This is a genomic window from Ochrobactrum sp. P6BSIII (genome assembly GCF_014138065.1).
In the GTDB taxonomy this organism is placed as follows: domain Bacteria; phylum Pseudomonadota; class Alphaproteobacteria; order Rhizobiales; family Rhizobiaceae; genus Brucella.
Map to the genome: position 1 here is coordinate 127,710 of NZ_JACGXB010000009.1, position 25,705 is coordinate 153,414.

Below are 25,705 nucleotides of genomic sequence, written 5' to 3' on the forward strand. Positions count from 1 at the left end.
CCGATTGGCATCAGGCGGGGTCGTCAGAGCTTTACTCGATCCCGGCGATTTTCTTCACCTGGGCGACATAGCCGTCGCGCTTGACTTCATTATAAAGCCGGGCGCGCAGGGCCGGAGCCGGTGTGGCGTTGACGTTTTCAAACAGCGCAACGCGGCCAGCCAGCGAACCGGAGGTCATGTCCCAGATGAAATTCATCAGCTGTTCCTTGACCATGGCCGATACGCCATGTCCGGGCAGCAGTTCATGCAGGAAGTGGCCGACTTCCGGATTGTCGAACGCCTTCTTGCCAAAACGCATCACCAGACCCTGACCACATAATTCCTGAAGGATATGGATGATCTTCGGGTAGTTTTCGATGGAATAGAGACGACCGGCGGTGAGCATGCCTACATCGGGGCGCATCACATCGCCTTCGGTCGGGACAGCCAGTGCTTCGGCAGCGGTGACGAAGGCGCGGAGCGTCTGCGCATATTCGACCAGCTGGCCCAGCATCATCTGAACAGCCGGAATTTTGCCGGTGCCGAGATAATCGAGAACCATCTGGCCTGCACCGACGAACAATTCCGCCTTCACCGCGAGACGGGTGAGGACATGCCAGTGTGCAAAAACGCAGACCGGGCCGTAATAGCTCATAGCCGTCGGATCGCCGAGGTTGAAGAGCCGTTCCTTCGGCACGAAAACATTGTCGAACACGATGAACTGGTCGGCTTCTTCGCCGAGGCTCGACACCGGATGGTCGAACTTGCTCGACAATGGCTGCGAGACCATTTCACGCGAGATCATCTTGATGCCGGGCGTGTCGATAGGCACCGAACCCCAGATGCAGGCGTCCGCAGGAGTTTCCTGAATGCCACCGAGATTGGTGAAGAAAATATCATTGGCCTGCGCGGCAATCGAGCCGACGGTCTTGGCACCATAGATATAGACGCCGTCCTTCGTAACCTTGCGCGCCTTCAGGAGCGAGGCTTCCGAGGCCTTGGGCGAGGAACGGTCAGCCTGCGGTCCGGCGAGGCTTTCCGACGCGGTCAGATTGTTGTTCTGACCATATTCCATGTAGCGTTCGATGTTTTCAGCGAAGTCCGGATCGATGCCGTCGATAAGCGACTTCTTCTTCTTGAAGGTCGGCAGATAGGCATAGAGACCAACAACGATGGAAGGCGCGAGATCTGGCGGACGTCCGAAGGTGCCTGCGGTCTTGAGCGACGTATATTCGATCATGCGGCGACGTGCGGCCAGATCTTCCTTGGTGCGCGGAATCTGCCACGAACGGCTGAGAACAGCGCCTGCCTTTTCGTCGTAATAGGTGGTGGCGTCGGCATGTTCTTCAGTGAACTGATCGTCGAACATCGAGGCCAGAAGGTCGATGCCCTTGGCCAGCGCGGGTTCGTCATAGACGGAGTTCAGTTTCGAACCGCCGACCCAGATCTGGCGGTTGTCCTTGAGGGACTCCTTATACTCCGCGCCGGTCTTCAGCCGATGCGGCGTGCTGGCTGGTTTTGTAGCTGTTCCCTGTGTCATTGGGCCTCCTATTTGCAATTGGAATCGCCGGTGTTCCCCGGTTTTATGGAGCGTTTCCGGTTATATAAATCAGGCGCTTTCGACCTTTTCTTCACGCATTTGCCGGATCACATCCGAAGCAACACGCATGGCGTCGAGCGCGGCAGGCACACCGCAGTAAATTGCGGCCTGAAGAATGACCTCGACGATCTCGTTTTCGGTCACGCCATTGTTCAATGCACCGCGAACGTGGATCTTTATTTCATGCGGGCGGTTTAGAGCCGTCAGCATTGCGAGGTTGAGAAAACTGCGGGTCTTGCGCTCGAGACCGGGGCGGGTCCAGATTTCACCCCAGCACCATTCGGTGACGAGCTTTTGAAGCGGTGCGGTCAGGTCATCGGCATTGGCCAGCGATGGCGCGACATAAGCCTCGCCAAGCACTTCGCGCCGAACCTTCAACCCCTTCTGGAATTGTTCACCGTTGAATTCAGGACGAGTCATACATCTCTCCGTTAAGGTGGCAGTGCGCCAGCTTGTCCCCGTGGTTTTGTCTTTCTTATTGACCCAAGGTTAGACATGCCGGACTTGACCTGTCAATAGATTGTATGACAAGATTACGGTCATACTGTAGGCTAAGATGAAATTGTTCGGCGCAGCGACGTCGAATGTGCTTGTGGGGCGGGAGGATCATGGCGGAGCCGATATCGGGATCTGACGGGGAAATAGCGCCCTTCGAGCTTTATGCCTTGCGTTACGCCACCCATGGCGGACGGACGATCAAAGACAATTTTCTGCATGTTTCTGACCCGCATGAGTCGGGTGCCGATCTCGACTATTTTGTCTGGCTTGCCCGGCGCGGTGACGAGGTTTTCGTCATAGATACCGGCTTTGGGCAGGATGCCGCCGATGCGCGCGGGCGGACCTTGTTGCGGAAGCCGGTGGATGCGCTGGCGCTTCTCGGCGTGGATGCAGGCAAGGTGTCTCAGGTCGTGCTGACGCATCTCCATTACGATCATGCGGGAACGCTTGGCGATTTCCCGGCTGCGCATTTTCATTTGCAGGTTGATGAGGCGGGACACGCCACCGGCCCCTGCATGTGCGACCCGAAAGCGCGTGCTCCTTTCGATGTTGAAAACATCGTCGCCTATATTCGCAGCCTTTATGCGGGCAGGATTGAGTTTCATCGGGGCGACCGGGAGCTTTCGCCCGGATTCTGGCTTCATGCTGTGCCGGGCCACAGTGCCGGTTTGCAGGCGGTTCGCGTCTATACCGCGCGCGGTTGGGTAGTCCTGGCTTCCGATGCAACGCATTTTTACGCCAATATGGAGCATCGCAATCCGTTTCCCGTGCTCTACGATGAAGCCTCTCTTATTCGCGGCTATGCCCGACTGACCGAACTGGCGCCAAGCCTCGATCACATTGTTCCGGGTCACGATCCGGCGGTTATGCAGGCCTATTCAGCACCTTCGGCTGAACTGGAGGGGATCGTCGTTCGGCTCGACGTTACGCCAAGTTTGACGTGGGAGGAGCTGGCGCGATGACGCTTGCAACAGGACGTGGTGTTCTGATTACCGGTTCGGCCCTTGGCCTCGGACTGGAACTGGCCCGCAGCTTTGCTAAGGCCGGAGATCGTGTGTTTCTCACCGATATTCTGCCCGAAGTGAGCGATGCCGCGACGGCGCTGAGCCGTGAAACAGGCCAGCCGGTCGGCTCATCGGTGATCGATCTGTCTGAAATCGGGGCAGCCGATCATCTTGCAGCCCTTGCAACCGAACAGTTAGGCGGGATCGATATTCTGGTCAACAATGCGGTTATTCGCAAAATGTCGCCGGTGCAGGCGCTGGCCGATTCCGATTGGGACAAGGCGCTGGAGGTCAATCTGTCCGCTCCTTTCCGTCTGATTCGCGCCTGTCTGCCGGGCATGCAGGCCCGGGGTTGGGGGCGGATCGTCAATATGGCGTCGGTTTACAGCCTCATCGCGCTCGCCGGTCGTGCGGATTATGTCACCACCAAACACGCGATGATCGGCCTGACGCGGACGGTCGCGCTGGAGCTGGCCTCAACCGGGATCACCTGCAACGCGATCTGCCCCGGGCTGATGGCAACCGATTCCGCCCTTGGCCGCATTGAAGTGCTGGCCGCGGAAAAAGGCATCAGCAATGAAGAGGCGACGCGTCTTTTCCTTTCCACCCGTCAGCCGGGTGGCAAATTTATTCCGATGGAGACGGTGACCGCCTTGGCGCTGTTCCTTTGCGGCGCTGCCAGCGAAGGAATCAACGGTGCGGCGATACCGGTGGATAATGGCTGGTCGTTTGCCTGATGGCGCGACCGCGATAACAGGAGAGTGGAATGAGTGAAGTCGGTTTTGTCGGCCTTGGCAATATGGGACGCCCTATGGCGGAGCGCATCATCGGTGCAGGCTACAAGCTTGCCGTAAATGACCGCGCCGAAGCGGCCGTGGCCGCATTGGTTGCCGCAGGGGCGGAAGAGGCTGGCACCATCGGCGAATTGACCGCGCGCGCAGAGACGATCTTCCTGTCTTTGCCGACGCCCGAGGTGGTGATCGCTGTCGGGCGCAGCATTGCGGCCAATCCCGGCGTGGTGAAGCGCGTCGTTGATCTGTCGACCACTGGGCCGAAAGCCGAGATGGATCTGGCTGAAATATTGTCGGCTGCTGGCATTGCACTGATTGATAGCCCGGTTTCGGGCGGTGTCGCAGGTGCCAAGAAGGGAACGCTTGCGCTTATGGCTGCGGGTCCTTCGGCGCATTTTTCGGTCGCGGAACCGATGCTGCTCGCGCTTGGCAAGGTGATCCGTGTCGCCGAAGAGCCGGGCAAAGCGCAGGTGATGAAGCTGATCAACAATATCTGCTCGGCTGCTGCATTGGCGATCACGTCAGAAGCCATGGTAATGGGCGCCAAGGCCGGTCTCGACGCAGATGTCATGATCGAAGTCCTGAATGCCGGTTCCGGTCGCACCTCCGCAAGCGCCGATAAAATCCCACGCTTTGTGCTGCCGCGCAGTTTCGATTTCGGTTTTGCAATTGGCTTGTCGCTCAAGGATATCCGTTTGTGCCTCGAAGAAGCTGAACGGCTCGGTGTGCCGATGATGGTGGGCAATGCGGTGCGCATGCTTTTCTCGATCACCAAGGCCGATCTCGGTGCGGATGCCGACATGACCGCAATCATTCGCCCGCTCGAGAAGTGGGCAGGTGCCGAAGTGCGCGGCAAAGCTGCTGGCGCGTGACATGAAGGGTTTAAGCCTCACTCTGGCGGAGTTTGTCCATGTTCCGCCAGCTTTGCCTGAAGCAGTGCGCGCTGCGGGACGGTGCTCATTGCTCAATATGGTCGGTACGGCCATAGGCGGCTCGAACGAAGCAGCAACACAAAAACTGGTAGCCATGCTGCCAGCCTTTTCTGGACCGGCGAAAGCGAGCATCATTGGCCGCTCAGAGCGGGCCGACATGCTTTGGGCGGCCTATATCAATGCCGCTTCCGCCAATATTTTCGACTTTGACGACACGCATGTGCCGACAGTCATTCATCCATCGGCACCGGTCGCGCCAGCCATTCTGGCGCTGGCCGAAGCCATGGCCGGGGAAGGGCGTCCGGTAACGGGTGCGGCGCTGATCGAGGCCTTCGTGCTTGGTGCGGAAGTGACGTGCCGGTTGGGCAATGCGTTGCATCCGGTGCATTATGCACGCGGCTGGCACATTACCTCCACCTGCGGGACATTTGGTGCCGCACTGGCGGCGGGTCGACTGTTGGGGCTTTCCCCGTCGCAACTCGTCGATGCGCTGGGCCATGCTCTGGCACAGGCATCCGGCTCGGTCGAAACACTGGGCACCATGTCCAAAAGCCTTTCCGTAGGGCAGGCGGCGCGATCAGGCCTTATGTCCGCTCTGCTGGCCGCCGACGGATATACCGGCCCCGCAGAGCCGCTGGAGGGCGCGCGCGGCTTTCTGGCTCTGCATTCCGATACGCCAGACTATGATACGCTGACCGGTGGACTTGGCAGCGACTGGGAAATCCTGAAGAACACATTCAAGCCCTATCCATGCGGTGTGGTGCTCAATCCGGTGATTGAAGCCTGCCTTGAACTGCACGGTGAAGGCGGTCTGCGGGCCGATGCCATTACCTCTGTAACGCTGACCGGCCATCCGTTGCTCCGCCAGCGCACGGATAGGCCCGGCGTTACCACCGGACGGCTGGCGCAGGTTAGCGCCCAACACGCCGTTGCGGTCAGCTTGCTGTGGGGCAAGGCTGATCTGGCGGCTTTCTCCGATGCCGCTGTGGCCGATCCTGAACTGAAGGCGCTGGGTGAAAAGCTTTCCTTTGTCGATGATCCGTCGTTTTCTTTCGAGGCGGTCGAGGTTTGCGTTCTGCTCGAAGATGGGCGCAAACTGGTGCGCAGGATCGATGGCGCCAAGGGCGGGCTGGCTTATCCAATGAGCAACGCCGAACTGGCGCAGAAATTCAAGGCGCAGATCGACTGGCGCGGAATCGCGATCGACGACGAGGCGCTGATCGCTGCCCTTGAAGGGATAGAGAATGCCGCCAACGCCACGTCATTTCTCAGTCTGGCGCGAGCCAGATAGCGCATCGACATAAACGCATAAGCAAGGGAGAACGAAATGAATGCAGGAAAAATTGCCGACCCGATTTTTACGCTGACCACCGGTCCCGTCGATGCCTATCCGGCTGTATTGCGGGCCTTGTCGCGGCCGGTTCTCTATGATTACGATCCGGCATTTCTTGCGTTCTACGAGGCGGTGAATGCCAAGGTGCAGCGCGTGTTTCACACCAAAACACCGCCTGTTATCCTGCATGGAGAGCCTGTTCTTGGGCTGGAAGCGGCAGCCGCTTCGCTGATCACCAGAAACGATGTGGTTCTCAATCTCGTTTCGGGCGTCTACGGAAAAGGCTTCGGCTTCTGGGCTGCGCGCTATGCCAAGGAAGTGGTCGAGCTGGAAGTGCCCTATAATGAGGTGCTGACCGCGGAAGCAGTGGCTGATTTTCTCAAAAAACGTCCTGATGTTGCGGTTGTGTCGATCTGCCACCACGACACGCCATCCGGTACGGTCAATCCGGTCGCTGAAATCGGAGCGGTCGTTCAGGCTGCGGGCAAATTGTTCATCGTCGATTCCGTATCGGCATTCGGCGGCATGGATGTGCTGCCTGAAACGGCGCATGCCGACATGTTCGTGACCGGTCCGAACAAGTGTCTCGGTTGCCCGCCCGGGCTGACGCTCCTGCATGTCAGCGAAGCGGCCTGGGAGAAAATCGCTGCCAATCCCAATGCGCCGACAGCTTCCATCCTGTCGATCATTGATTGGAAGCGTGCCCATGAAGCACACAAGCCATTCCCCTTCACACCATCTGTTTCAGAAATCAACGCGCTGGATGCGGCGCTCGATCTCTATCTGGAAGAGGGCGAACAGGCCGTCTGGGCGCGCCATGCATGGACTGCCAAAGCCTGCCGCGCAGGCATTCAGGCCGCCGGTCTGAAACTCTGGGCTGCACGGGAAGAAATCGCATCGCCGACCTGTACGGCTGTGGCGATCCCGGAAGGGGTGGATGAGGCGAAATTGCGGGCGGCAATCCGCGACCGCTATGGAGTTGTCTTTTCGTCAGGGCGCGGGGAAACGCTCGGCAAACTGACCCGCATCGGACATATGGGGCCGACAGCACGTCCGACCTATTCGCTCGTCTCGGTTGCTGCCATTGCAGGCGGTCTCAAGGCGGCAGGCGTGCCAAATATCGACGTTGGCGCAGGTGTTGCGGCGGCGATGGCGGTGATTGAAGAGGCACCCGCTTAACGTTCTGCACCTAAAACGGGCAGGGAGAACAAGGGGATGCTTTCAAAAAGTGCAGTTATCGTATAGTAATACGGTAATATGCCCGCTTTTCGCTTATGGGGCGCAAACTTATGGCGATATTGATGAACGGAAAAAACCCACCTATTGATTTCAAAGTGATAAAGGCTGCAGCACCGGTCCGTCATAGCGTTACGGAAAGTATCCGCAACTCTATCGCGATCGGGTATTTCACCGCTGGACAGCGCATCACGGAACGTGATCTGTGCGAAATGACTGGCGTGAGCCGCACGGCTGTGCGCGAAGCGCTACGTCAGCTGGAGAGTGAAGGTCTCGTGGAAGTGGTGCCGCATCGCGGCCCGATCGTCGCGCGGCTGAAGCCCGAACAGGCCGAGGGCATCTATCAGGTGCGTATCGAACTGGAAGGTCTTGCCTGCGAACTGTTCGCCCAAAATGCGACTGATGACGACATTGCAGCTCTGAAGGCAGCATTCGAAGTGCTGAAGAACAGCGACAAGATCACGGATCCTTTGGAGCGGCTGACGGCCAAAAACTCCTTCTATGACTGCCTGATCTACGGTGCGCATAATGAGGCGCTGGGCCACACACTGTCGTCACTGAACGCCCGCGTCATGGTTCTCCGCGCAACGTCGCTCGGCGCGCCGGGTAGAACGCGCGAAAGCCTCACCGAGCTGGAAGAGGTCGTTGGCCATCTGGCAGCCAGACGCGGCAAGGAAGCCCGCAAGGCAGCGGCTTATCACGTCATGAACGCAGGCAAAGTCGCAATCGCTATTCTGCGCGAGCGGCTGGCCGAAGAGGCCAGCGCTTCTTAAACAGGAAGTTCGGCGCCGGGGTCATATTCCCGGCGTCGCACCACCGTCGACATTGATGACCGTGCCATGCACATAGGCAGCCGCAGGGCTGCAAAGAAAGCGCACAACGTCGGCAACTTCATCGGCTTCTCCATAGCGCTGGATGCCTTGCGCTTCACGCAGCGCATCGCGTGCTGCATCCAGAGAAATACTCCGTTCCTTCGCCAGCACTTCGATACGACGCAGCAGCCGGTCGGTCACGATATGGCCGGGGCAGAGCGTATTGATCCGCATGCCGGTGCCTTGGGCGCGCTTTGAAATCGCCTTTGTAAAATTGATCAGGGCTGAATTGACCGAGCCGCCAATCGTGAAGTCGGGCTCGGGTGTATGCGCGCCGACGCCCGATATATTCACAATGCTGCCTTTGCTCTCGACAAGGGCTGGCCATGCGGCCCGGCAAAACCGCACTGTGGCGTGAAACTTGAGCGCAAAGCCTTCCAGAAAATCATCGTCGCTCAGCGACAGAAAGTCGCCGCGCTTGGTCGCGCCTGCATTGTTGATCAGCGCATCGATCCGTCCGGTGACGGCGAGCGTATCGGCGACAACTTTTTCTGCTGCACCTGGCTGTGAAAGATCGGCGGCAATGACCACGACCTCCGGCGCACCAGCGGCGCGTGCAGCCTCCGCAGTCTCTTCCAGAGCCGCCGCATCACGGGCGCAAAGACCAAGCGCGAACCCGTCTTTTGCCAGTCCGATAGCGAAGGCTTTTCCCAATCCGCGGCTCGCTCCGGTAACAATTGCTGTGCGCATTTTCTCTCTCTTATGAATGCTGATCTGCGGCCTATTTTAAAATTTTCCTTTATATCCAAATGGATGCAAGGATTTTCTGCAAATTCACCGCTAGTCGATTTTCAATATTGTATTACGGTATGATCATGCTATCGTATTCTCGCACTGTCAATCGGGGTGAGGTTCATGCGCAGCAGAGATCTTTCGGTGATCTGCGTTTCGGACCCGCTTCGTTCCAAATGGAGGGGTCAGATGCGAGGCTGTAACAGATTGGCAATTCGCCCAATCCAGGGCTTGGTCGAGCGCCGCTATGGGGCGGCGCATCGGGTTGCCTTGACGCCTGCCTCGCAGCGCAGATGCACCGGTTCCGGCGTCACGCCTGCGCGGCGCTCCATCGGAATTTCGGCGCGTGTTGCCCAGTCATCGCCCTTGTGCCCGCACCAGATGCGCTGCACGGCCATCTTGTCGCCGACCGAGTTCAACTGGAAGACATTGCCTGTCTTCACATCGACACCAAAGCTGAATGAACGGCTTGCGCCGGGTGCAACTTCGCCAAGATCGGCGGAGAACCAGTGCGCGAAAGCAGCCGAACATGCCAGTGAAGTCTTTCCACTGTTCTCGACCGTAATGTCGAGCGACTGGCCGCTGATGGCGGCCTGCGCGGTGTTTAGTCCAAGAAGTGCTGTAGCAAGAAAGGTAAGGTGAATTCGCATTTTCAAACTTTGCTCCCGTTTGTACTTAAGATTCAACCGGAGAGTAAGAAATAGTCAACAAAATTCTACAATAGGGAACGACAAAATGAAGAAAATGGGAATCAGTACAGTAAGTAAAGCTGTGCTTGCTCTTGCAGTAAGCGGCTGGATGGCCAGTACTGCATTGGCGGAAGATATCAAATCAATTGCTATTCTGGCCCCGGAAATGGGAACCGACATGGGCTGGAACCAGCAGGGCGTAGCCGCTGCCAAGGCCGCTGGCGAAGCTGCCGGTGTGAAGGTCGTGGTTGCGGAAAATCTCGGCTATGGCGACGTGCGCCCGACGCTGCGCGAGCTTGCCGAAGATGGCGCCGGTCTGCTGATCGCGCATGCTTCCGGCTACAACACCGCCGCGCCGGAAATCGGTGAGGAAATGAAGGTTCCCGTCGCGATTGTCGACAGCCCGGACAAGCTTTCCGCGGGCAAGGTGGCGGATTATACCGCTGCCGGTAGCGATGGTGCTTATCTCGCCGGTCGTCTCGCCGCCAAGGTCAGCCGCACCAAGGTCGTCGGTATCGTCGTTTCGGGTGAGCCGCCATCGTGGAACAACATGTCGGTTGCTTTTGCGCAGGGCGTGAAGGCTGAAAACCCGGCGGTTGAAGTTCGCTACGCCGTCATTGGACCAGCTGCCTATGCGGACGCCGCAGGCGGCAAGCGCGTGACGGAAACGGTTATCGCTTCCGGCGCGGACGTTATCTTCGGACAGGGCAACGGTTCCAGCTTCGGCATGTTGCAGGCCGTCGAGACCACGCCTGCCACGGATGGCGGCAAGGCCTATTTCATCGACGTTATCGGCGACAAGAGCCCGATCGACAAGGGCTTCCTTCTGTCTTCTGTTATCTGGGATCTGAAACCCGTTTATGCGGCGATGATTCAGGACCTGAAAGACGGCAAATACGGCAGCCATAACTATAATATCAAACTGGATGACGGCAGCCTGCGTCTGCTGAAGACCAAGAACATCCCGGACAATGTGTGGAAGGAGATCGAAGATCTTCAGGCCAAGGTTGTCTCCGGCGAGATCAAGGTTGAGCCGAAGTTCGATGCCGACAGCGTGCATGCGTTGGTGAAAACGGTCGCTTCCAAGTAACCGGCTTGCTCAGGCATCGGCACAGAAATCGGGTTCGATTTCTGAAAAGCAGGATGCATGGATAAAGCAGTGAGAGCGAATTTTGTGCGTCCGAAAGGACGCACGACGCTCGAATACCCGTCTCGTTGCTTCCGGGCATTGTCGCGATCCATCCGGTCGCGACGAGACGGACTTCCATGAAGGACAGTTTGATGCAGGCGACAACAGAAAAAGTAGTCCCTCTTTCATCACACGCAATAAATTCTCCGGTCAGTTCTTCGGGCATGCCCTTTGTCGCTCTGCGCGGCATAACCAAGCGCTTTCCGGGTGTCGTCGCCAATAATAATGTCAGCACAGATATCTGGCCGGGGGAGGTTCATGTTCTCCTTGGCGAAAACGGCGCAGGCAAATCCACACTTGTGGGCATGCTGTCAGGGTTGCAGCAGCCCGACGATGGCTGGATCGAGGTGGATGGTGCACAGGTCAACATCACATCGCCCCGCCATGCCTTGTCGTTGGGGATCGGCACAGTGTTCCAGCATTCCATGCTGGTGCCGAGTTTGACGGTCGTCGACAATTTTACGCTTGGTGGCGCTTGGTGGCGGAAACCGGATCGCGGCGGCGTTGCGAAGCGGATCAATGAAACGGCAAGCCGCGTGGGATTGCGGGTCGATCCTTTCGCGCTGGTCTCCAGCCTGTCACTTGGCGAACGCCAGCAGGTGGAAATTCTGCGTGCCTTGATGCGCGGCAGCCGATGCCTGATCCTTGACGAGGCGACAGCCATGCTGACGCCAAACGAGGCCGTGTCGCTGGGGCAGCTGATGCGGCGGCTCGTGGCGGAAGGGCTCGCGGTCATATTCATCACCCACAAGCTCAACGAGGCGCTTGCCTATGGCGACCGGATTTCCGTGCTGCGCCTCGGCAAGAACGCTGGCGCTATCGCGCCGGAAGAGCTGAAATCCCATACCGATGCAGAAAACACAGCCAATATCATCCAGCTCATGTTCGGTAATGCCGCCACGGGCGAAGGTGAAACCGCGCCACGTGTCAGTCGCGATCTGGGTGCCACAGTGCTGACGGTCGAAAAGCTGAATTCCAGCGCGGGGCGTATTCCGGTTCGCGATGTTTCGCTGACAATCCGTGCACGGGAAGTTCTGGGAATTGCCGGTATCGACGGCAATGGCCAGAAGGAGTTGGCAGAAGCGCTTGCGGGTCAGGCTCCATCCGTTGGAAGCGTTCGCTTGCACGGGACTGAAATCGGCGCGCTTTCGGTGGGTGAGCGCCGAACTGCAGGCTTGCGCTACGTGACGGATGATCGTCTGGGCGAGGGAACGGTGGGCGCTTTCGCGGTCGCCACCAACTTCCTGTTGAAGGACATCGGCGCTGCGCCGTTCTGGCGCAAGGGGCTGGAAAAACCGCAACAGATCCGCGCTCAGGCTGCTGAACATGTCCGCAATTTCGATATCCGCACGCCGGATGTCCAGACGCCGGTTGGCACTTTGTCGGGCGGCAATATCCAGAAGGTTCTGCTGGCACGCGAACTGACGGGCGCAGCCGAAGCGGTGATTTTTGCAAAGCCGACCTATGGGCTCGACGTGAAAAACATTCGGGCCACCCGTCAGCGTATTCGCGATGCCGCAGATGCTGGCAAGGCGGTGTTGCTGATTTCCACCGATCTGGACGAGCTTCTGGAGCTTGCCGACAGAATAGCCGTGATCGACCAGGGCAGAGTGCTCGGCACGGTCCAAAATGGAGCAGGCGCGCGCGATGCCATCGGCCGTCTGATGAGTACCGGAGAAGAAGAATGAGCGATCAGCAAGCCGGCACGGCTGGGATGGCTGGACAGATGACACGTCCGCCTTTTTCCGCGTGGGGCAGAATCCTTGCCGTCAGCGTTGGACCGCTGGTCGCGGCCCTTGTACTGGGCGGGCTGATCCTGCTCGCCATGGGCGTCAATCCGCTGAGTTACTATGCTTATGTGGTCGAGCGCGGGATTTTGTCGCCTTCCGGCCTTTCGGCAACGCTGACCCGCATGGGACCGTTTCTGCTGATCGCGGCAAGCCTGATCGTGGCCTTCCGCGCTGGCATCTGGAATCTCGGCGGCGATGGGCAGTTTCTGTTGGCTGCGGTGATCGTCGCGGCTACCACACCGCTTTTGCACACGGCCGGATTGCCAATCTGGCTCAACCTTGCTGTCGGTCTGGTGATCGGTCTGGCGGTTGGTGCAGTCTGGGGCCTGTTGCCTGCCATGCTGAAGGCATGGCATGGCATCAATGAAATCATCACTACTTTGATGATGAGCTTCCTTGGCGTTTCGCTGGCCAATGTGCTGGTGAAGCTCGCCTTTCTCGATCCGGCGACCACGACCCCGCAAACGCGCACGCTTCCGGTGGATGCGCGCTTGCCGAAACTGTTTGATACGACCATTTCGTCGGGCCTGATCATCGGCCTCGTCGTTATCATCGCCATGCATCTGATGATGACGAAAACCTCGTTTGGTATGAAATTGCGGCTGGTCGGCGCCAATCCACGCGCCGCCGTTCATGCCGGTCTGTCGGTTCCGAAGCTGACCATCGCCGTCTTTGCCATTTCGGCAGGCCTAGCCGGGTTATCAGGCGCCGTGGATATTCTGGGTACGCAAGGCAATGTCCGCGCGGACTGGAACCCGGCCTATAGCCTGACGGTGGTGCCGCTGGTTTTTCTCGCGCGGCTCAACGGCTTTGGCTCCATCGCCTATGTCTTCCTGTTTTCTGCTCTGACAATCGGTGGGGAAAGCGCGGCACGTCGGCTCGGTGTGCCAAGCTTCTTCTCGCTTGTCATCGTGGCGCTGTTGCTGATCACGCTGGCGCTGGCGGAATATTTTGACAAAAACCGCCGTTACCGGGCGAAGGTCTGAGGAGGAGAAAACATGGCGCTTTTTACGGAAAGTTTCATCATCACGCTGTTCCTCGGCGCAATCGCTGCGGGTACGCCACTTTTGCTGGCCGGGCTTGGCGAGCAATTGTCGGAAAAGGCAGGCGTGCTGAATATCGGTCTCGAAGGCATGATGCTGGCCGGTGCCTATGCCGGTTTTCTGGTGGCATGGACTACCGGCAGCATGGGGCTGGGCTTTGTCGGCGGCATCGCTGCGGGCGCGTTTATCGCATCCTTCATGGTGCTGTTCTGCGTGCGACTCGGCCTTAATCAGATCGTCATCGGCATTGCCCTGACGCTCGCTGTGCAAGGTCTGACCGCACTCCTGCATTTCGTGCAGTTTTCGCAAACATATCCACGTCTGGACGGTGCTCCGAAATGGCCGGTCTGGCCTTTGTCCGAAATCCCTGTGCTGGGGCCAATCCTGTTCAACCATAATCCGGTGGTCTATGTGGCGGTCATTCTGGTCGCGGTTTTCGCCTGGATCTACCGGATGACGCATCTCGGCACAGCCCTGCAGGCGGCGGGCGATAAGCCGGCGGCACTTGATGCAACCGGTGTGGATGTTGTCCGCACGCGAAGCATTGCCGTGTTGATAACGGGTGCATTGGCCGGTCTTGGCGGTGCCTTCATGTCGGTCGCAGTTGCGGGCGTATTCATTCCGTTCATGAGCCATGGCAATGGTTTCATTGCCATTGTGCTTGCCATGCTGGCGCGCGGCAGGCCGCTATGGGTATTGGGCGGCGCATTGCTGTTCGGTGTCAGCCTGTCGCTGGCAACGGCCTTGCAGGTTGCCGGTGTTAATGTGCCAACAGACGTGATCCAGATGTTGCCATTCGCCATGGTCATGCTGGTGCTGCTGATCGCAGGCCGCAAGGCAAGCCTGCCGCAGGCGCTGGGCGAAAGCTTCGTGCGCGGAGCACGCTGAGCCTGGTTTTCTGGGTAAAGCGCAAAGGATAACCGAGAGGTCGGAACATCGTGATTGATGGTCCGACCTTTTGTCATTGGATAGGCCATTTTTTCCACACCGGTCTGCGTTGCAAAACTTGGAAAAAATATCTGCCTGATTGCTCTTATGAACTTCCTTGCGCCAGAGCGACACGGCGGAAGTAAAGAATTTTCTCCAGACCGTATGAGGTTAGACGTTCGTTCCTGTGGCTGCGCTCAATTGCCTTTAACATAAGGAAAAGAGGCAATCGGTGTGTTCAGGAGCAGTATTGATGCGCATTTCCAGACGTAAATTTGCAGGTCTTCTCGCCGGTGCAGCCGCATTACCATTGGTGGGCAGCGTGCCTGCTTTTGCGCAGGAAAAAGTGCTACGTATCGGCTACCAGAAATATGGCACGCTTGTTCTGCTGAAGGCGCGTGGCATTCTTGAAGAGAAGCTGAAGAAGATCGGCTTTGACGTGCGCTGGACCGAATTTCCGGCGGGGCCGCAGCTTCTGGAAGCGCTGAATGTTGGTGCCGTTGATTTTGGCACCACTGGCGAAACGCCGCCAATCTTCGCGCAGGCAGCGGGTGCACCGCTTGTCTATATCGCGCATGAACCTCCGGCGCCGACCGGCGAGGCAATTCTGGTGCCGAAAGACAGCCCCATCAAGACGGTCGCGGAGTTGAAGGGCAAGAATGTCGCGCTGAATAAAGGCTCGAATGTTCACTATCTTCTGGTCAAGGCGCTGGAAGATGCCGGGCTTGCCTATACCGATATCAAAACCACCTTCCTGCCGCCAGCTGATGCACGCGCTGCTTTCGAGCGCGGTGCGGTCGATGCATGGGTCATTTGGGATCCGTTTCAGGCGGCTGCGGAAATTGCCATTGAAGCGCGCGAATTGCGCAATGGCGAAGGCCTCGTTCCCAATCACCAGTTCTATCTCGGTGCGCAGCCTTTCGTGGATGCGAACCCGGAAGCCGTCGATATCGTTATCGATGCGATTGCCGAAATCGATGACTGGATCAAGAACAACACAGCGACGGTCGCAGCCGAGCTTGCGTCTTCGGTCGGCATTCCGGAGAATGTTCTTGTCCGCGCCGTCGAGCGTCAGTCCTACGGCGTCAAGCCGCTTGACGCATCGGTCATCGCCCAGCAACAGGCAATTGCAGACACTTTCTTCAAACTCGGCCTCATTCCGAAGGAAATTTCCATTGCCGAGGTGACGCGCAAGGGAGCGGCCTGATGGCGGATTCAACAATTTCTGGCTTTGCCGGAAAGAGCAGGACAGCTGATGTCCCGCGTCTTAAAACGCTTGGCAAAGCGCTTGCACCATGGGCGCTGCCGATCGTTCTTTTGATCGCCTGGGAAATTGCTGCGCGCACGGGCTTGATCACGGCGCGATTGATGCCTGCACCCAGCACAGTGGCGGCGGCGTTCTGGAAATCGCTGCTGGATGGCACGCTGATCTATCATACCTATATTTCAACGCAGCGCGCCCTGATCGGTCTCGTTATTGGCGGCGGGCTGGGCTTTGTCGCCGGTATCGTCAACGGTCTGTGGAAGCCCGCCGAAACCCTACTCGACAGCACCTTGCAGATGTTGCGCAACATACCGCATCTGGCGCTTGTTCCGCTTGTCATCCTGTGGTTCGGCATCGACGAAACCGCCAAGATATTTCTGGTTTCCATCGGTGTTTTCTTCCCGATCTATATCAACACGTTCTACGGCGTGCGAACCATCGATCCGCAATTGATCGAGATGGTGCATGTCTACGGATTGGATCGCAAAGCTCTGATCCAGCGTATTATTTTGCCTGGCGCGCTGCCGTCGATCCTCGTCGGTCTGCGCTATGCTCTGGGCTTCATGTGGTTGACGCTGATCGTTGCCGAGACCATCTCCGCCACCAGCGGCATCGGCTATATGACCATGAATGCGCGCGAGTTTCTAATGACCGATGTGGTGCTTCTGGGCATCATCATCTACGCACTGCTTGGCAAGGTAGCCGACACAGCAACCCGTCTCATCGAAAAGCGAGTGCTCGTCTGGCATCCGGCCTATCAGTCGGAAAAAGGCAAAAGCTGATGGCTGCGGTTCAGGACACATATGATGTGGAAACGGTAGCTCGTGGCGCGGATGCGAAGGGCGGGTCGCCCATTTCGCTTTCTCATGTCGATCGTACATTCGGTAGCCTCAAAGTGTTACGGCACTTCAATCTGGAGGTGCCATCTGGGCAGTTTCTGGCCGTTGTCGGGCGTTCCGGTGGTGGCAAGTCCACGCTTCTGCGCCTGATTTCGGGGCTCGATCTGCCCGATGGCGGGCGCGTAGCCGTTGGCGGAGAAGCGCTGACCGGGATCAGCCCGTCAGTGCGTCTGCTTTTTCAGGAAGCGCGGCTCGTGCCGTGGCAGCGTGTGACCGACAATGTGGGCATAGCACGCGGTGAGAACTGGCGTGAGGCCGCACTTTCGGTTTTGTCCGATGTCGGGCTGGAAGGGCGCGGCAATGACTGGCCCTCCGTTCTGTCTGGTGGCCAGCGGCAACGCGTTGCGCTGGCAAGGGCGCTGGTCAGCGATCCGAAAATTCTGCTGCTGGACGAACCCTTTGGCGCACTTGATGCGCTGACACGTATCGAGATGCACCGTCTTCTGGAGCGTATCTGGACTGAGCGCGGCTTTACCACTGTGCTGATCACCCACGATGTGTCGGAAGCCGTTGCTCTCGCAGACCGTGTGATCGTGCTGCGCGAAGGGTCCATTGCGCTTGATATCGACATCGATCTGGAACGTCCGCGACGTGAACTCGCCGATGCTCGTGCGATTGATTTGCAGAAGCAGATTCTGGACGCAGTCTAAGCAACATCCCCCGAAAGATGGTATGAAGACGCCGCGATCAGAATTGATCGCGGCGAGGAGCCTTGCTGGCTCTTGACAGCAACCGCGATATCGATAAATTCCAACTGGACTAGTGGAAAGACCAGTGGGTCAGTAGGAACTCCGTTGATCGTCGCACATAATCTTCTGCTCGATAAAAATACGGGTCTGGGGCGAAATCTGGAGCGGCGCACCATCAAGGATGTGATCGCCGACAAGATTGCTGCCCTTATTGCGTCCGGTTTGCTGGCGGTTGGCGATGAGCTGCCGGGCGAGCGGGAACTGTCCGCAGCGCTTTCGGTCAGCCGTCAGACGGTACGCAGCGCTATCCAAACGCTTGCTGCGCGTGGCGTGCTGGAAGTCTCGCACGGATCGCGCACGCGCGTTGCCAAAGCGGATCTTTCCGGCATGGCGGTTGGCATAACATCGCGGCTCAATGTCGATCTTTATGATGTTCATGCCGTGCATGCGGCGCGGCTTCTGGTCGAGCAGCAGATTGTCGGCGATGCCGCCGAGCGTATTTCAGACGAAGCGCTGGATATATTGCGCAGCTCGCTCAAGGCGCAGATCGACTGTCTGAACGACCCCGTGCGCTTTCTCATCTGCGACCGCGAGTTTCATGTCACCATTTATCGCGAATGCGGAAATCCGTTGCTCGCCGACATCGTCACCGATCTATACACCTATATGCTGGAGCATCGCCGGCGCGCCGTTGCGCAGCCGGGCGCGATTGATGGCAGTTTTTCCGACCATCAGGCGATCTTGCAGGCGCTGGAAAAGCGCGACCGGAACGCGGCCATGGCGGCCTTCGCCGCGCATGAAGAGCGGATTTACGTTTCAACAAAGAACTTGCTTGCCAAGGTGCGCGACAAGCGCGGCTGAGGGCGTTGGATGCTGGCAGCATCCATGAATGGGAAAGGCAGAATTGAATGCATGTTTTGATTATCGGCGCGGCAGGGATGGTTGGCCGCAAGCTTTCCGAAGCAATCGCTCGAGACGGCAGTATTGACGGAAAGCCCGTCGAGCAACTGACGCTGGTGGATGTTATTGCTCCAACTCCGCCAGAAGGCTTTACAGGCACAGTCCATGCGAGCGCAGGGGATATTTCCGATCCCTCTGTCACGCGCGCACTGATTGCCAAGCGACCGGACCTTATCTTTCATCTCGCCGCCATCGTTTCCGGCGAGGCGGAACTCGATTTCGACAAGGGCTATGCGATCAATCTCGACGGTACGCGCTATCTGCTCGAAGCGATCCGCAAGGAAGGCGAAAAAACGCCCTACAAGCCGCGCGTTGTCTTCACATCGTCCATTGCCGTGTTCGGTTCGCCATTCCCGGAAAAGATCGACGACGAGTTTTTCCTGACGCCCCGCACCAGCTATGGCGCGCAGAAAGCAATCGGCGAGCTGCTACTCGCGGATTATGCCCGCAAAGGCCTTCTGGATGGCATCGGCATTCGTCTGCCGACGGTCTGTATTCGTCCCGGCAAGCCAAACAAGGCGGCATCAGGCTTCTTCTCGAATATTCTTCGCGAACCTCTGGTCGGGCAGGAAGCGATCCTGCCGGTCGATGAATCGGTGCGGCATTGGCATGTAAGCCCGCGCCGCGCCGTTGGCTTCCTGCTGCACGCTGCGACCATCGATCTGGCCAAAGTCGGTCATCGCTGCGTTCTGAACATGCCGGGTTTGTCTGCCACCGTTGGCGAGCAGATTGAAGCCCTGCGCCGTGTCGCTGGCGACAAGGCAGTTGCGCTCATCCGTCGCCAGTCCGATCCGTTGATCGAAAGCATCGTGTCCGGATGGGCACAGGATTTCGATGCAAGCCGCGCCACCGCGCTCGGTTTCGTCGGCGACAAGTGCTTCGATGAAATCATCCGCATCCATATCGAGGATGAGCTGTCCTAGTGGTCTGATTCCAACATTTGCATCCGTGGGTTCCAAGCGCTGAGCAAATGTTGGAATCATAAAGACCACTAGGAAGTATATGTATCTAGTGGATTTTTCGAATTTGACGTTTGAAACAGCATCTATTTCAGCCGGGATTCAAACGTCAAATTCAATCCACTAGAGCCTGAACGGCCTCGATATGGACGAGCGGTAACGTAGAAAATAACGGGAGGTTTCGCATGGCGCCGGGCAATACGGCAACGGTGATCGGTCTTGGCTCGATGGGGTGGGGCGCTGCCCTGTCCCTGTTGCGCGCAGGTTTTCAGGTCAAGGGCGTGGATATCCGCGACGAAGTGCTGAAGCGGTTTACGGCGGAAGGTGGCGAAGCTTTTTCATCGCCTGCCGATGCAGGCAAAAGCGATATCGTCTTTGTCTTCGTGGTCAATTCCGATCAGGCGAAGGAAGTGCTGTTTGGCCCGAAAGGCGCGGTGCAGACTGCGGCACCCGGCACCGTGTTCCTCCTGTGCGTAACGATGGCGCCCAGTGTCACGGTCGAGATCGCAGCCAAGCTTGAAGCCGCGGGCATGGCCGTCATCGATGCGCCGGTTTCCGGCGGCTATCAAAAGGCGCTGACCGGCGAAATGACAGTTATGGGGTCAGGCGCGGACGCGGCTTTCGCCAAAGCCTCGACCGCTCTTGATGCTGTTGCGGCCAAAGTGTTCCGGCTTGGCGAAGAGCCGGGCCTTGGATCAAAAGTCAAGATGATCAATCAGTTACTGGCAGGTGTTCACATTGCTGCTGCTGCTGAAGCGCTGACGCTCGCTGCCAAGGTTGGCCTCGATCTGCAAACTGTGTTCGATGTCATCCGCGTTTCCGCCGGTTCGTCCTGGATGTTTGAAAATCGCGGGCCGCACATCGTCGATGGCGATTATACGCCGCGCTCTGCGGTCAATATTTTCGTCAAGGATATGGGCATTGTCACGGGCGAAGCATCCGATGCAGGCGGCTCCACGCCGTTGAGTGAAGCCGCGCTGACGCTGTTCAGTCAGGCATCCGAAGCCGGTTTCGGCCTCGAAGATGATGCCGCCGTGGCCAAGATTCTGGCCGCCCGTAGCGGCATTGTCCTGCCGGGCATGCCGGACGCGGAGAAATAACCATGGCTATCGTATTGGGCGCCATTGCCGATGACTTCACCGGAGCCACGGACCTCGCCGGGCTGCTGGCCCGCAGCGGTTATCCGGTTTCCCTGCGCTTCGGATTGCCAGACGAAGATCAAGCCTCGGACGCGACAACGACCGCCCCTTTCGAGATCATCGCGCTGAAATGCCGGACCATCCCGGTTGATGAGGCCGTCAGTCAGGTTCGTGCAGCCTATGCATGGCTGAAAGCCGCCGGTGCGCAGCGGTTCTGCTGGAAATATTGTTCAACTTTCGACAGCACCGCTGAAGGCAATATCGGGCCGGTGGCGGAAGCGCTGATGGCTGACATCGGCGCGTCGCAGACGATCTATTGCCCAGCTTTTCCCGAAAATGGTCGCAGCATTTTCATGGGGCATCTTTTCGTCGGCGAGCAGCCGCTGGATGAAAGCCCGATGAAGGATCATCCGCTGACGCCGATGCGGGATTCCAGTCTGGTGCGCTTGTTGCAGCCGCAGGTCAAAGGCAAGGTCGGGCTGGCCAATCGCCTCGTTGTGGCGCGTGGTGCCGATGCCTTGAAGGCGCGGCTTGCCGAACTCGCCGGGCAGGGCGTGGCGCATGTCATCGTCGATGCAGTTGCCGATGAAGATCTGGGAACCATTGCCGAGGCGACGCTGGATCTGCCCTTGCTCACCGGCGGTAGCGCGCTTGCCATGCCGTTGCCTGGCCTTCTCGCTAAAGCAGGACAATTGCAGCAAAGCAGACACGAGGCGCAGGCCCCTGTTGTTGGCGAGGGCCAGATCGTGCTTTCCGGCAGCTGTTCGGCGATGACGCTGAAACAGGTTGCACATTATGCGGACAAGGCGGCGAGCTATCGTCTCGATCCGCTGGAACTGGCAGAGCATGGCGCAGGTGAGGCCGTCGCCTGGCTCCGGCAGCGTCCGGTGGATGAGCCAAAGCTCATCTATGCCGGTGCGGAACCGGCATCGGTCCGTGCCGCGCAGGAAAAGCTCGGTGTGGAGCGCGCAGGCCGGATTGTCGAAGAGGCTCTTGCCGCACTGGCGCGCGAGGCTTTTAGCCTCGGTATTCGCCGTTTTGTGGTGGCGGGTGGTGAAACATCCGGTGCAGTCGCACAGTCGCTCGGGGTTTCCCGCGTGATGGTGGGGCAGGAGATCGCGCCCGGCGTTCCATGGACTTTCGCCTCGGTGGAAGGCGATGCGGTCGCGCTTGCGCTCAAATCCGGCAATTTCGGTTCCGAGACCTTCTTTGAAACGGCGCTGCGCAAGCTGGAGGCCGCATGAGCGAAGAAGCGAAACTCCGCGAAACCATATGCCTGATGGCGAAGTCCATGTTCGACCGAGGGCTGACAGGCGGTTCGTCGGGCAATATTTCGGCGCGCCTGTCGGACGGACGGCTGCTCGTCACCCCCACAGGTAGTTCTTTTGGCAATCTCGATCCGTCAAGGCTGTCGCTTTTCGATCAGCAGGGCAACTTCGTCGGTGGCGACAAGCCAACCAAGGAAATGCCGCTGCATGCCGCTTTCTATGAAACGCGGGCAGCCAAGACGGGCGCGGTTGTGCATCTGCATTCCTGCCATTCCGTCGCGCTGTCCATGCTGCCGGATGTGGACCCGGACAATATGCTGCCGCCGCTGACGGCCTATTCGATCATGAAACTCGGTAAGGTGAAATTGCTGCCTTATTTCATCCCCGGCGATCCTGCCATGGGCGATGCGATCCGCGGTCTGGCCGGCAAGCGCAGCGCCGTAATGCTAGCAAATCACGGGCCGGTTGTTGCCGCCAAGGATCTGGAAGCGGCTGTCTATGCCGTTGAAGAACTTGAGGAAACGGCGAAGCTCGCCATGCTCACACGCGGCTTGAAACCGAACATGCTGACGGAGGCGCAAATTCGCCAGATCGTCGACAAATTTGATGTGGAGTGGGATTGATATGGCCAGTTTTTCAGCCAATCTCGGCTTTCTCTGGCAGGAACTGCCGCTGCCTGATGCCATCCGCGCGGCAAAAGCCGCCGGGTTTGATGCCGTGGAATGCCACTGGCCCTATAATTTTGATGCGGGCGCGGTTGCGGCAGCGTTGCGTGAAACCGGGCTGACGATGCTCGGCCTCAACACAAGTCGCGGTAATGTCGAGGCCGGTGATAATGGTCTGGCGGCGATTCCGGGACGGGAAGACGAGGCGCAGGCAGCGATTCGTCAGGCAGTCGATTATGCGGTCGCCATAGGAGCGCTTAATATCCATGTCATGGCGGGAAAGACGGAAGGTGAGGCGGCGCATCGCACATTCGTCGCCAATCTCACCTATGCCTGCGAGCGTGCCGCCGCTCATGGCATAACAATTCTGATCGAACCGCTGAACCACCGCGATGCACCGGGATATTTTCTGAAGACATCGGGACAAGCCATTGCAATCATTAGCCAAGTGGCAGCAAGCAACCTGAAGCTGATGTTCGATTGCTACCACCTTCAGATCATGGAAGGCGATATCAGTAAGCGGTTGGAAGCGTTGCAACCGCATATCGGCCATGTCCAGATTGCCGCTGTACCTGACCGTGCAGAACCCGACCACGGGGAACTGGATTACCGGCATATCGTTCGATTGCTCGATACACTCGGCTATGAAAAGCCGCTTGGTGCCGAATATCGCCCGAAAACCACGACTGACGCCGGGCTGTCATGGCTGTCTGGATTGAGGACTTTGTGATGATAGCAGCGGGCCGCGCAATCAATTTAGCTAGAGCGCATTTCGATCTGACTGAATCAGATCGGCGCTCTAGCTATCTGTTTTCACGCACATCTTTTCCGAAAACCGTTTCACACTTTTCGGGATGTGCTCGAATGTTTCCCAATTGCGGCAAAACGAGATTGACTCACGGCGTTTGACCGGCCATCAATGGACAAGTGGTCCGTTCACCTTACCAGTTAAGGATAGAACGGTACCGGCAGGGAATTGACGGCATACGCAGTAAGCGCGCCGAGTATCGGCTGCGCAGCATCGACCTAATATTGAAATTCGATAATGCATGCAGGCCGAAGCATATCCGCCCTCCGGGTTGCGAGGATCGACAGGATCTTGCTTCAACAGAAAATTCAGATTGAACGCGCTCTGAGGCCGGAGCCGCAACACGGAGGAATGCTGCGATGAGTGAGGCAACAGGTGCGAAGAGTGGGGCCATTGCGCTTGTCACCGGCGGCGGTACAGGTGTAGGGCGCGCTATCGCCAAGGCCCTCGGAGCACAAGGTTATCATGTCGTGATTTCTGGTCGTCGCATCGATGTGCTGGAAAAGGCGGCGTCCGATCTTGCATCACAAACCGGCGGGAGCTTCCACCCAATCGCAGCCGATGTGGGCGATCCGGTCGCCGTGCGCAAACTTTTCGATGCGATTGTTGAAAAGTTCGGGCGGCTCGATCTTCTGGTCAACAATGCGGGCGTTCTCGTTCCGGGTGTGCCGATTGAAGACGTCACATTCGAAGACTGGAGCGCGATTGTCGGTGCCAATCTGACGGGCGCATTTCTGTGCACCCAGCAGGCTTTCCGGGTGATGAAAGCGCAAAATCCGCGTGGGGGCCGTATCATCAATAATGGGTCCATTTCTGCGACCACACCGCGCCCCAATTCAGCGCCTTATACCGCGACGAAACACGCCATTGCGGGCCTGACCAAATCGACCGCGCTCGACGGTCGCAACTTCGATATCGCCTGCGGCCAGATCGATATTGGCAATGCCGCCAGCGATATGACGCAGAAGATTTCGACAGGTGTCATTCAGGCCAATGGAACCATGGCGGCGGAGCCAACCATTGATCCAGCGCATGTCGCCAATGCGGTCGTCTATATGGCAAGCCTGCCGCTGGACGCCAATGTGCTGACCATGACCGTCATGGCAACCAAGATGCCTTTTGTGGGCCGGGGCTAAATAGTCAGCGAGACAAGAACAACAGGCGCCGGAAGAGGAATTCGGCGCAGCAAATACCGAAGTAAGGAGAATATTCGCGCGTACGCATCCCGAGTGTGTGAAACGGTTTTCGGACAAGATGCGTACCAGGGAAGATGGGCATGACGGAAGTGAGGAGCCGTCATTCACATCTTCTGAAAAAACAGAATGCAGTCTGGGAGGAGATGCATGGCCACTGTTCAGTTCGCCGAAGTGAAAAAGTCTTTCGGCAATTTCCCCGTCATCAAAGGCGTCAATATCGATATTGAAGACGGCGAGTTCGTCATTCTCGTCGGCCCTTCGGGGTGCGGAAAATCGACCTTGCTGCGCATGCTGGCCGGGCTGGAGAATATCTCCGGCGGCGAAATCCGCATTGGTGGACGGCCGGTGAACAATCTGCCGCCCAAGGAACGCGATATCGCCATGGTGTTCCAGAACTATGCGCTTTACCCGCATATGACGGTCGCCAAGAACATGGCGTTTTCGCTGATGCTGAATTCAGCCCCACAGGCGGAAATCGACAAGCGCGTGAATTATGCCGCGGGCATTCTGGGCCTGACCAAGCTGCTCGACCGTTATCCACGTCAGCTTTCCGGTGGTCAGCGCCAGCGTGTGGCCATGGGCCGCGCCATCGTTCGCGATCCGCAGGTCTTCCTGTTCGATGAGCCTTTGTCGAACCTCGACGCCAAGCTGCGCGTGGCGATGCGTGCCGAGATCAAGGAACTGCATCACCGCTTGAAAACGACGACTGTCTACGTGACACATGATCAGATTGAGGCCATGACCATGGCCGACAAGATCGTCGTCATGCATGACGGCATTGTAGAGCAGGTCGGTTCGCCGCTGGAACTCTATGATAATCCCAACAATCTGTTTGTGGCTGGCTTTATCGGTTCCCCGGCCATGAACATGATCAAGGGCAAGCTCGATCCACAAAATCCGCAGGTGTTCGTGGCTACCGATGGCACAAGGCTGCCATTGTCGCGCAGCTATCCGCAGGCGGCGGGACGAGACCTCGTTTACGGCCTGCGTCCGGAATATATCCGGCTTGACGGTGCCGGGCTGGCTGCGCCCGTGGTGGTGATAGAACCAACCGGCTACGAAACGCAGATGGTGGTGAATTTCGGCGGTACCGAAGTCACCTGTGTTTTCCGCGAGCGCGTCGATGTGCGCCCCGGAGAGGCGATCAATATTTCGATCGATCCAGGCAATGTTCACCTCTTCGACGAAGAGAGTGGCATGCGTCTTATTGCATGAATTTACACAAGACACGCTGAAGGAGGGG

General features: G+C 58.1%; 25 protein-coding genes. 21 read left to right on the forward strand and 4 right to left on the reverse strand.

All coding sequences use genetic code 11. The annotated features are described in order from the left end of the window. Window positions 1-31: 31 nt before the first annotated feature. Window positions 32-1,519, reverse strand: a complete 1,488-nt coding sequence (locus tag FHW00_RS14315; protein ID WP_078339153.1) for a 4-hydroxyphenylacetate 3-hydroxylase N-terminal domain-containing protein — start codon at window positions 1,517-1,519, stop codon at window positions 32-34. Between the two features lie 69 nt (window positions 1,520-1,588). Then, entirely contained in the window at window positions 1,589-1,999 is a 411-nt protein-coding gene (locus tag FHW00_RS14320) for a carboxymuconolactone decarboxylase family protein (protein ID WP_078339152.1), read from the reverse strand. A 188-nt stretch (window positions 2,000-2,187) separates the two neighbouring features. Between FHW00_RS14320 and FHW00_RS14325 the strand changes: the two genes are divergently transcribed. The 6 genes from FHW00_RS14325 (at window position 2,188) to FHW00_RS14350 (ending at window position 8,146) form a co-directional block, all read left to right on the forward strand. Next, entirely contained in the window at window positions 2,188-3,039 is an 852-nt protein-coding gene (locus FHW00_RS14325) for an N-acyl homoserine lactonase family protein (RefSeq protein WP_078339151.1), read from the forward strand. Further along, window positions 3,036-3,818, forward strand: coding sequence for an SDR family oxidoreductase (locus FHW00_RS14330; RefSeq protein ID WP_078339149.1), 783 nt, complete (start codon window positions 3,036-3,038; stop codon window positions 3,816-3,818). Before FHW00_RS14325 ends, FHW00_RS14330 begins: the two co-directional genes overlap by 4 nt. Window positions 3,819-3,847: 29 nt before the next feature. After that, on the forward strand, window positions 3,848-4,744 hold the full coding sequence (locus tag FHW00_RS14335) for an NAD(P)-dependent oxidoreductase (RefSeq protein ID WP_078339148.1): 897 nt from the start codon (window positions 3,848-3,850) through the stop codon (window positions 4,742-4,744). Continuing rightward, a complete protein-coding gene (locus FHW00_RS14340) occupies window positions 4,710-6,095 on the forward strand; it encodes an MmgE/PrpD family protein (protein WP_210189481.1) in 1,386 nt (461 codons plus the stop codon). The genes FHW00_RS14335 and FHW00_RS14340 overlap by 35 nt, the downstream gene beginning before the upstream one ends. A gap of 36 nt (window positions 6,096-6,131) precedes the next feature. Further along, on the forward strand, window positions 6,132-7,316 hold the full coding sequence (gene ppaT / locus FHW00_RS14345; protein ID WP_078339146.1) for a pyridoxamine--pyruvate transaminase: 1,185 nt from the start codon (window positions 6,132-6,134) through the stop codon (window positions 7,314-7,316). A gap of 122 nt (window positions 7,317-7,438) precedes the next feature. Then, complete coding sequence (locus FHW00_RS14350; RefSeq protein WP_210276546.1) at window positions 7,439-8,146, forward strand: GntR family transcriptional regulator; 708 nt, start codon at window positions 7,439-7,441, stop codon at window positions 8,144-8,146. A gap of 21 nt (window positions 8,147-8,167) precedes the next feature. On the opposite strand, the gene FHW00_RS14355 is transcribed toward FHW00_RS14350, so the two are convergent. Both FHW00_RS14355 and FHW00_RS14360 read right to left on the reverse strand, forming a co-directional pair. Further along, entirely contained in the window at window positions 8,168-8,935 is a 768-nt protein-coding gene (locus FHW00_RS14355) for an SDR family oxidoreductase (RefSeq protein WP_078339144.1), read from the reverse strand. 287 nt (window positions 8,936-9,222) lie between these two features. Further along, window positions 9,223-9,627 carry a hypothetical protein gene (locus FHW00_RS14360; protein WP_078339143.1) on the reverse strand — a complete coding sequence of 135 codons (405 nt, stop codon included), beginning with the start codon at window positions 9,625-9,627 and terminating at the stop codon, window positions 9,223-9,225. Window positions 9,628-9,712: 85 nt separating this feature from the next. Between FHW00_RS14360 and FHW00_RS14365 the strand changes: the two genes are divergently transcribed. The 15 genes from FHW00_RS14365 (at window position 9,713) to FHW00_RS14435 (ending at window position 25,677) form a co-directional block, all read left to right on the forward strand. Beyond that, window positions 9,713-10,756 (forward strand): putative B6 ABC transporter substrate-binding protein, encoded by a 1,044-nt coding sequence (locus tag FHW00_RS14365; RefSeq protein ID WP_078339141.1) that lies wholly within the window; start codon window positions 9,713-9,715, stop codon window positions 10,754-10,756. 191 nt (window positions 10,757-10,947) lie between these two features. Then, window positions 10,948-12,543, forward strand: a complete 1,596-nt coding sequence (locus FHW00_RS14370; RefSeq protein WP_445557940.1) for a putative B6 ABC transporter ATP-binding protein — start codon at window positions 10,948-10,950, stop codon at window positions 12,541-12,543. Beyond that, on the forward strand, window positions 12,540-13,631 hold the full coding sequence (locus tag FHW00_RS14375; protein WP_078339139.1) for a putative B6 ABC transporter permease subunit 2: 1,092 nt from the start codon (window positions 12,540-12,542) through the stop codon (window positions 13,629-13,631). Before FHW00_RS14370 ends, FHW00_RS14375 begins: the two co-directional genes overlap by 4 nt. Window positions 13,632-13,643: 12 nt before the next feature. After that, a complete protein-coding gene (locus FHW00_RS14380) occupies window positions 13,644-14,576 on the forward strand; it encodes a putative B6 ABC transporter permease subunit 1 (protein ID WP_078339138.1) in 933 nt (310 codons plus the stop codon). Window positions 14,577-14,868: 292 nt separating this feature from the next. After that, complete coding sequence (locus tag FHW00_RS14385; RefSeq protein WP_078339137.1) at window positions 14,869-15,822, forward strand: sulfonate ABC transporter substrate-binding protein; 954 nt, start codon at window positions 14,869-14,871, stop codon at window positions 15,820-15,822. Then, the gene (locus tag FHW00_RS14390; protein ID WP_078339136.1) at window positions 15,822-16,661 is read left to right on the forward strand and encodes an ABC transporter permease subunit; all 840 of its coding nucleotides are present in this window, start codon (window positions 15,822-15,824) and stop codon (window positions 16,659-16,661) included. The genes FHW00_RS14385 and FHW00_RS14390 overlap by 1 nt, the downstream gene beginning before the upstream one ends. Continuing rightward, window positions 16,661-17,428, forward strand: coding sequence for an ATP-binding cassette domain-containing protein (locus tag FHW00_RS14395; RefSeq protein ID WP_078339135.1), 768 nt, complete (start codon window positions 16,661-16,663; stop codon window positions 17,426-17,428). The genes FHW00_RS14390 and FHW00_RS14395 overlap by 1 nt, the downstream gene beginning before the upstream one ends. A gap of 144 nt (window positions 17,429-17,572) precedes the next feature. Then, window positions 17,573-18,328 carry a FadR/GntR family transcriptional regulator gene (locus FHW00_RS14400; RefSeq protein WP_113533857.1) on the forward strand — a complete coding sequence of 252 codons (756 nt, stop codon included), beginning with the start codon at window positions 17,573-17,575 and terminating at the stop codon, window positions 18,326-18,328. Between the two features lie 47 nt (window positions 18,329-18,375). Then, window positions 18,376-19,350: a D-erythronate dehydrogenase gene (denD, locus tag FHW00_RS14405; protein ID WP_078339133.1), complete on the forward strand. Its 975-nt coding sequence runs from the start codon at window positions 18,376-18,378 to the stop codon at window positions 19,348-19,350. Window positions 19,351-19,571: 221 nt separating this feature from the next. Next, a complete protein-coding gene (ltnD, locus tag FHW00_RS14410; RefSeq protein ID WP_078339132.1) occupies window positions 19,572-20,486 on the forward strand; it encodes an L-threonate dehydrogenase in 915 nt (304 codons plus the stop codon). A gap of 2 nt (window positions 20,487-20,488) precedes the next feature. Beyond that, a complete protein-coding gene (gene otnK / locus FHW00_RS14415; RefSeq protein ID WP_078339131.1) occupies window positions 20,489-21,769 on the forward strand; it encodes a 3-oxo-tetronate kinase in 1,281 nt (426 codons plus the stop codon). Next, window positions 21,766-22,416 (forward strand): 3-oxo-tetronate 4-phosphate decarboxylase, encoded by a 651-nt coding sequence (otnC, locus tag FHW00_RS14420; protein ID WP_078339130.1) that lies wholly within the window; start codon window positions 21,766-21,768, stop codon window positions 22,414-22,416. Before otnK ends, otnC begins: the two co-directional genes overlap by 4 nt. A 1-nt stretch (window position 22,417) precedes the next feature. Then, window positions 22,418-23,188, forward strand: a complete 771-nt coding sequence (locus FHW00_RS14425) for a hydroxypyruvate isomerase family protein (RefSeq protein ID WP_078339128.1) — start codon at window positions 22,418-22,420, stop codon at window positions 23,186-23,188. 437 nt (window positions 23,189-23,625) lie between these two features. Further along, window positions 23,626-24,402, forward strand: coding sequence for an SDR family oxidoreductase (locus FHW00_RS14430; RefSeq protein WP_078339127.1), 777 nt, complete (start codon window positions 23,626-23,628; stop codon window positions 24,400-24,402). Between the two features lie 207 nt (window positions 24,403-24,609). Beyond that, window positions 24,610-25,677: an ABC transporter ATP-binding protein gene (locus tag FHW00_RS14435; protein WP_078339126.1), complete on the forward strand. Its 1,068-nt coding sequence runs from the start codon at window positions 24,610-24,612 to the stop codon at window positions 25,675-25,677. Window positions 25,678-25,705 lie beyond the last annotated feature (28 nt).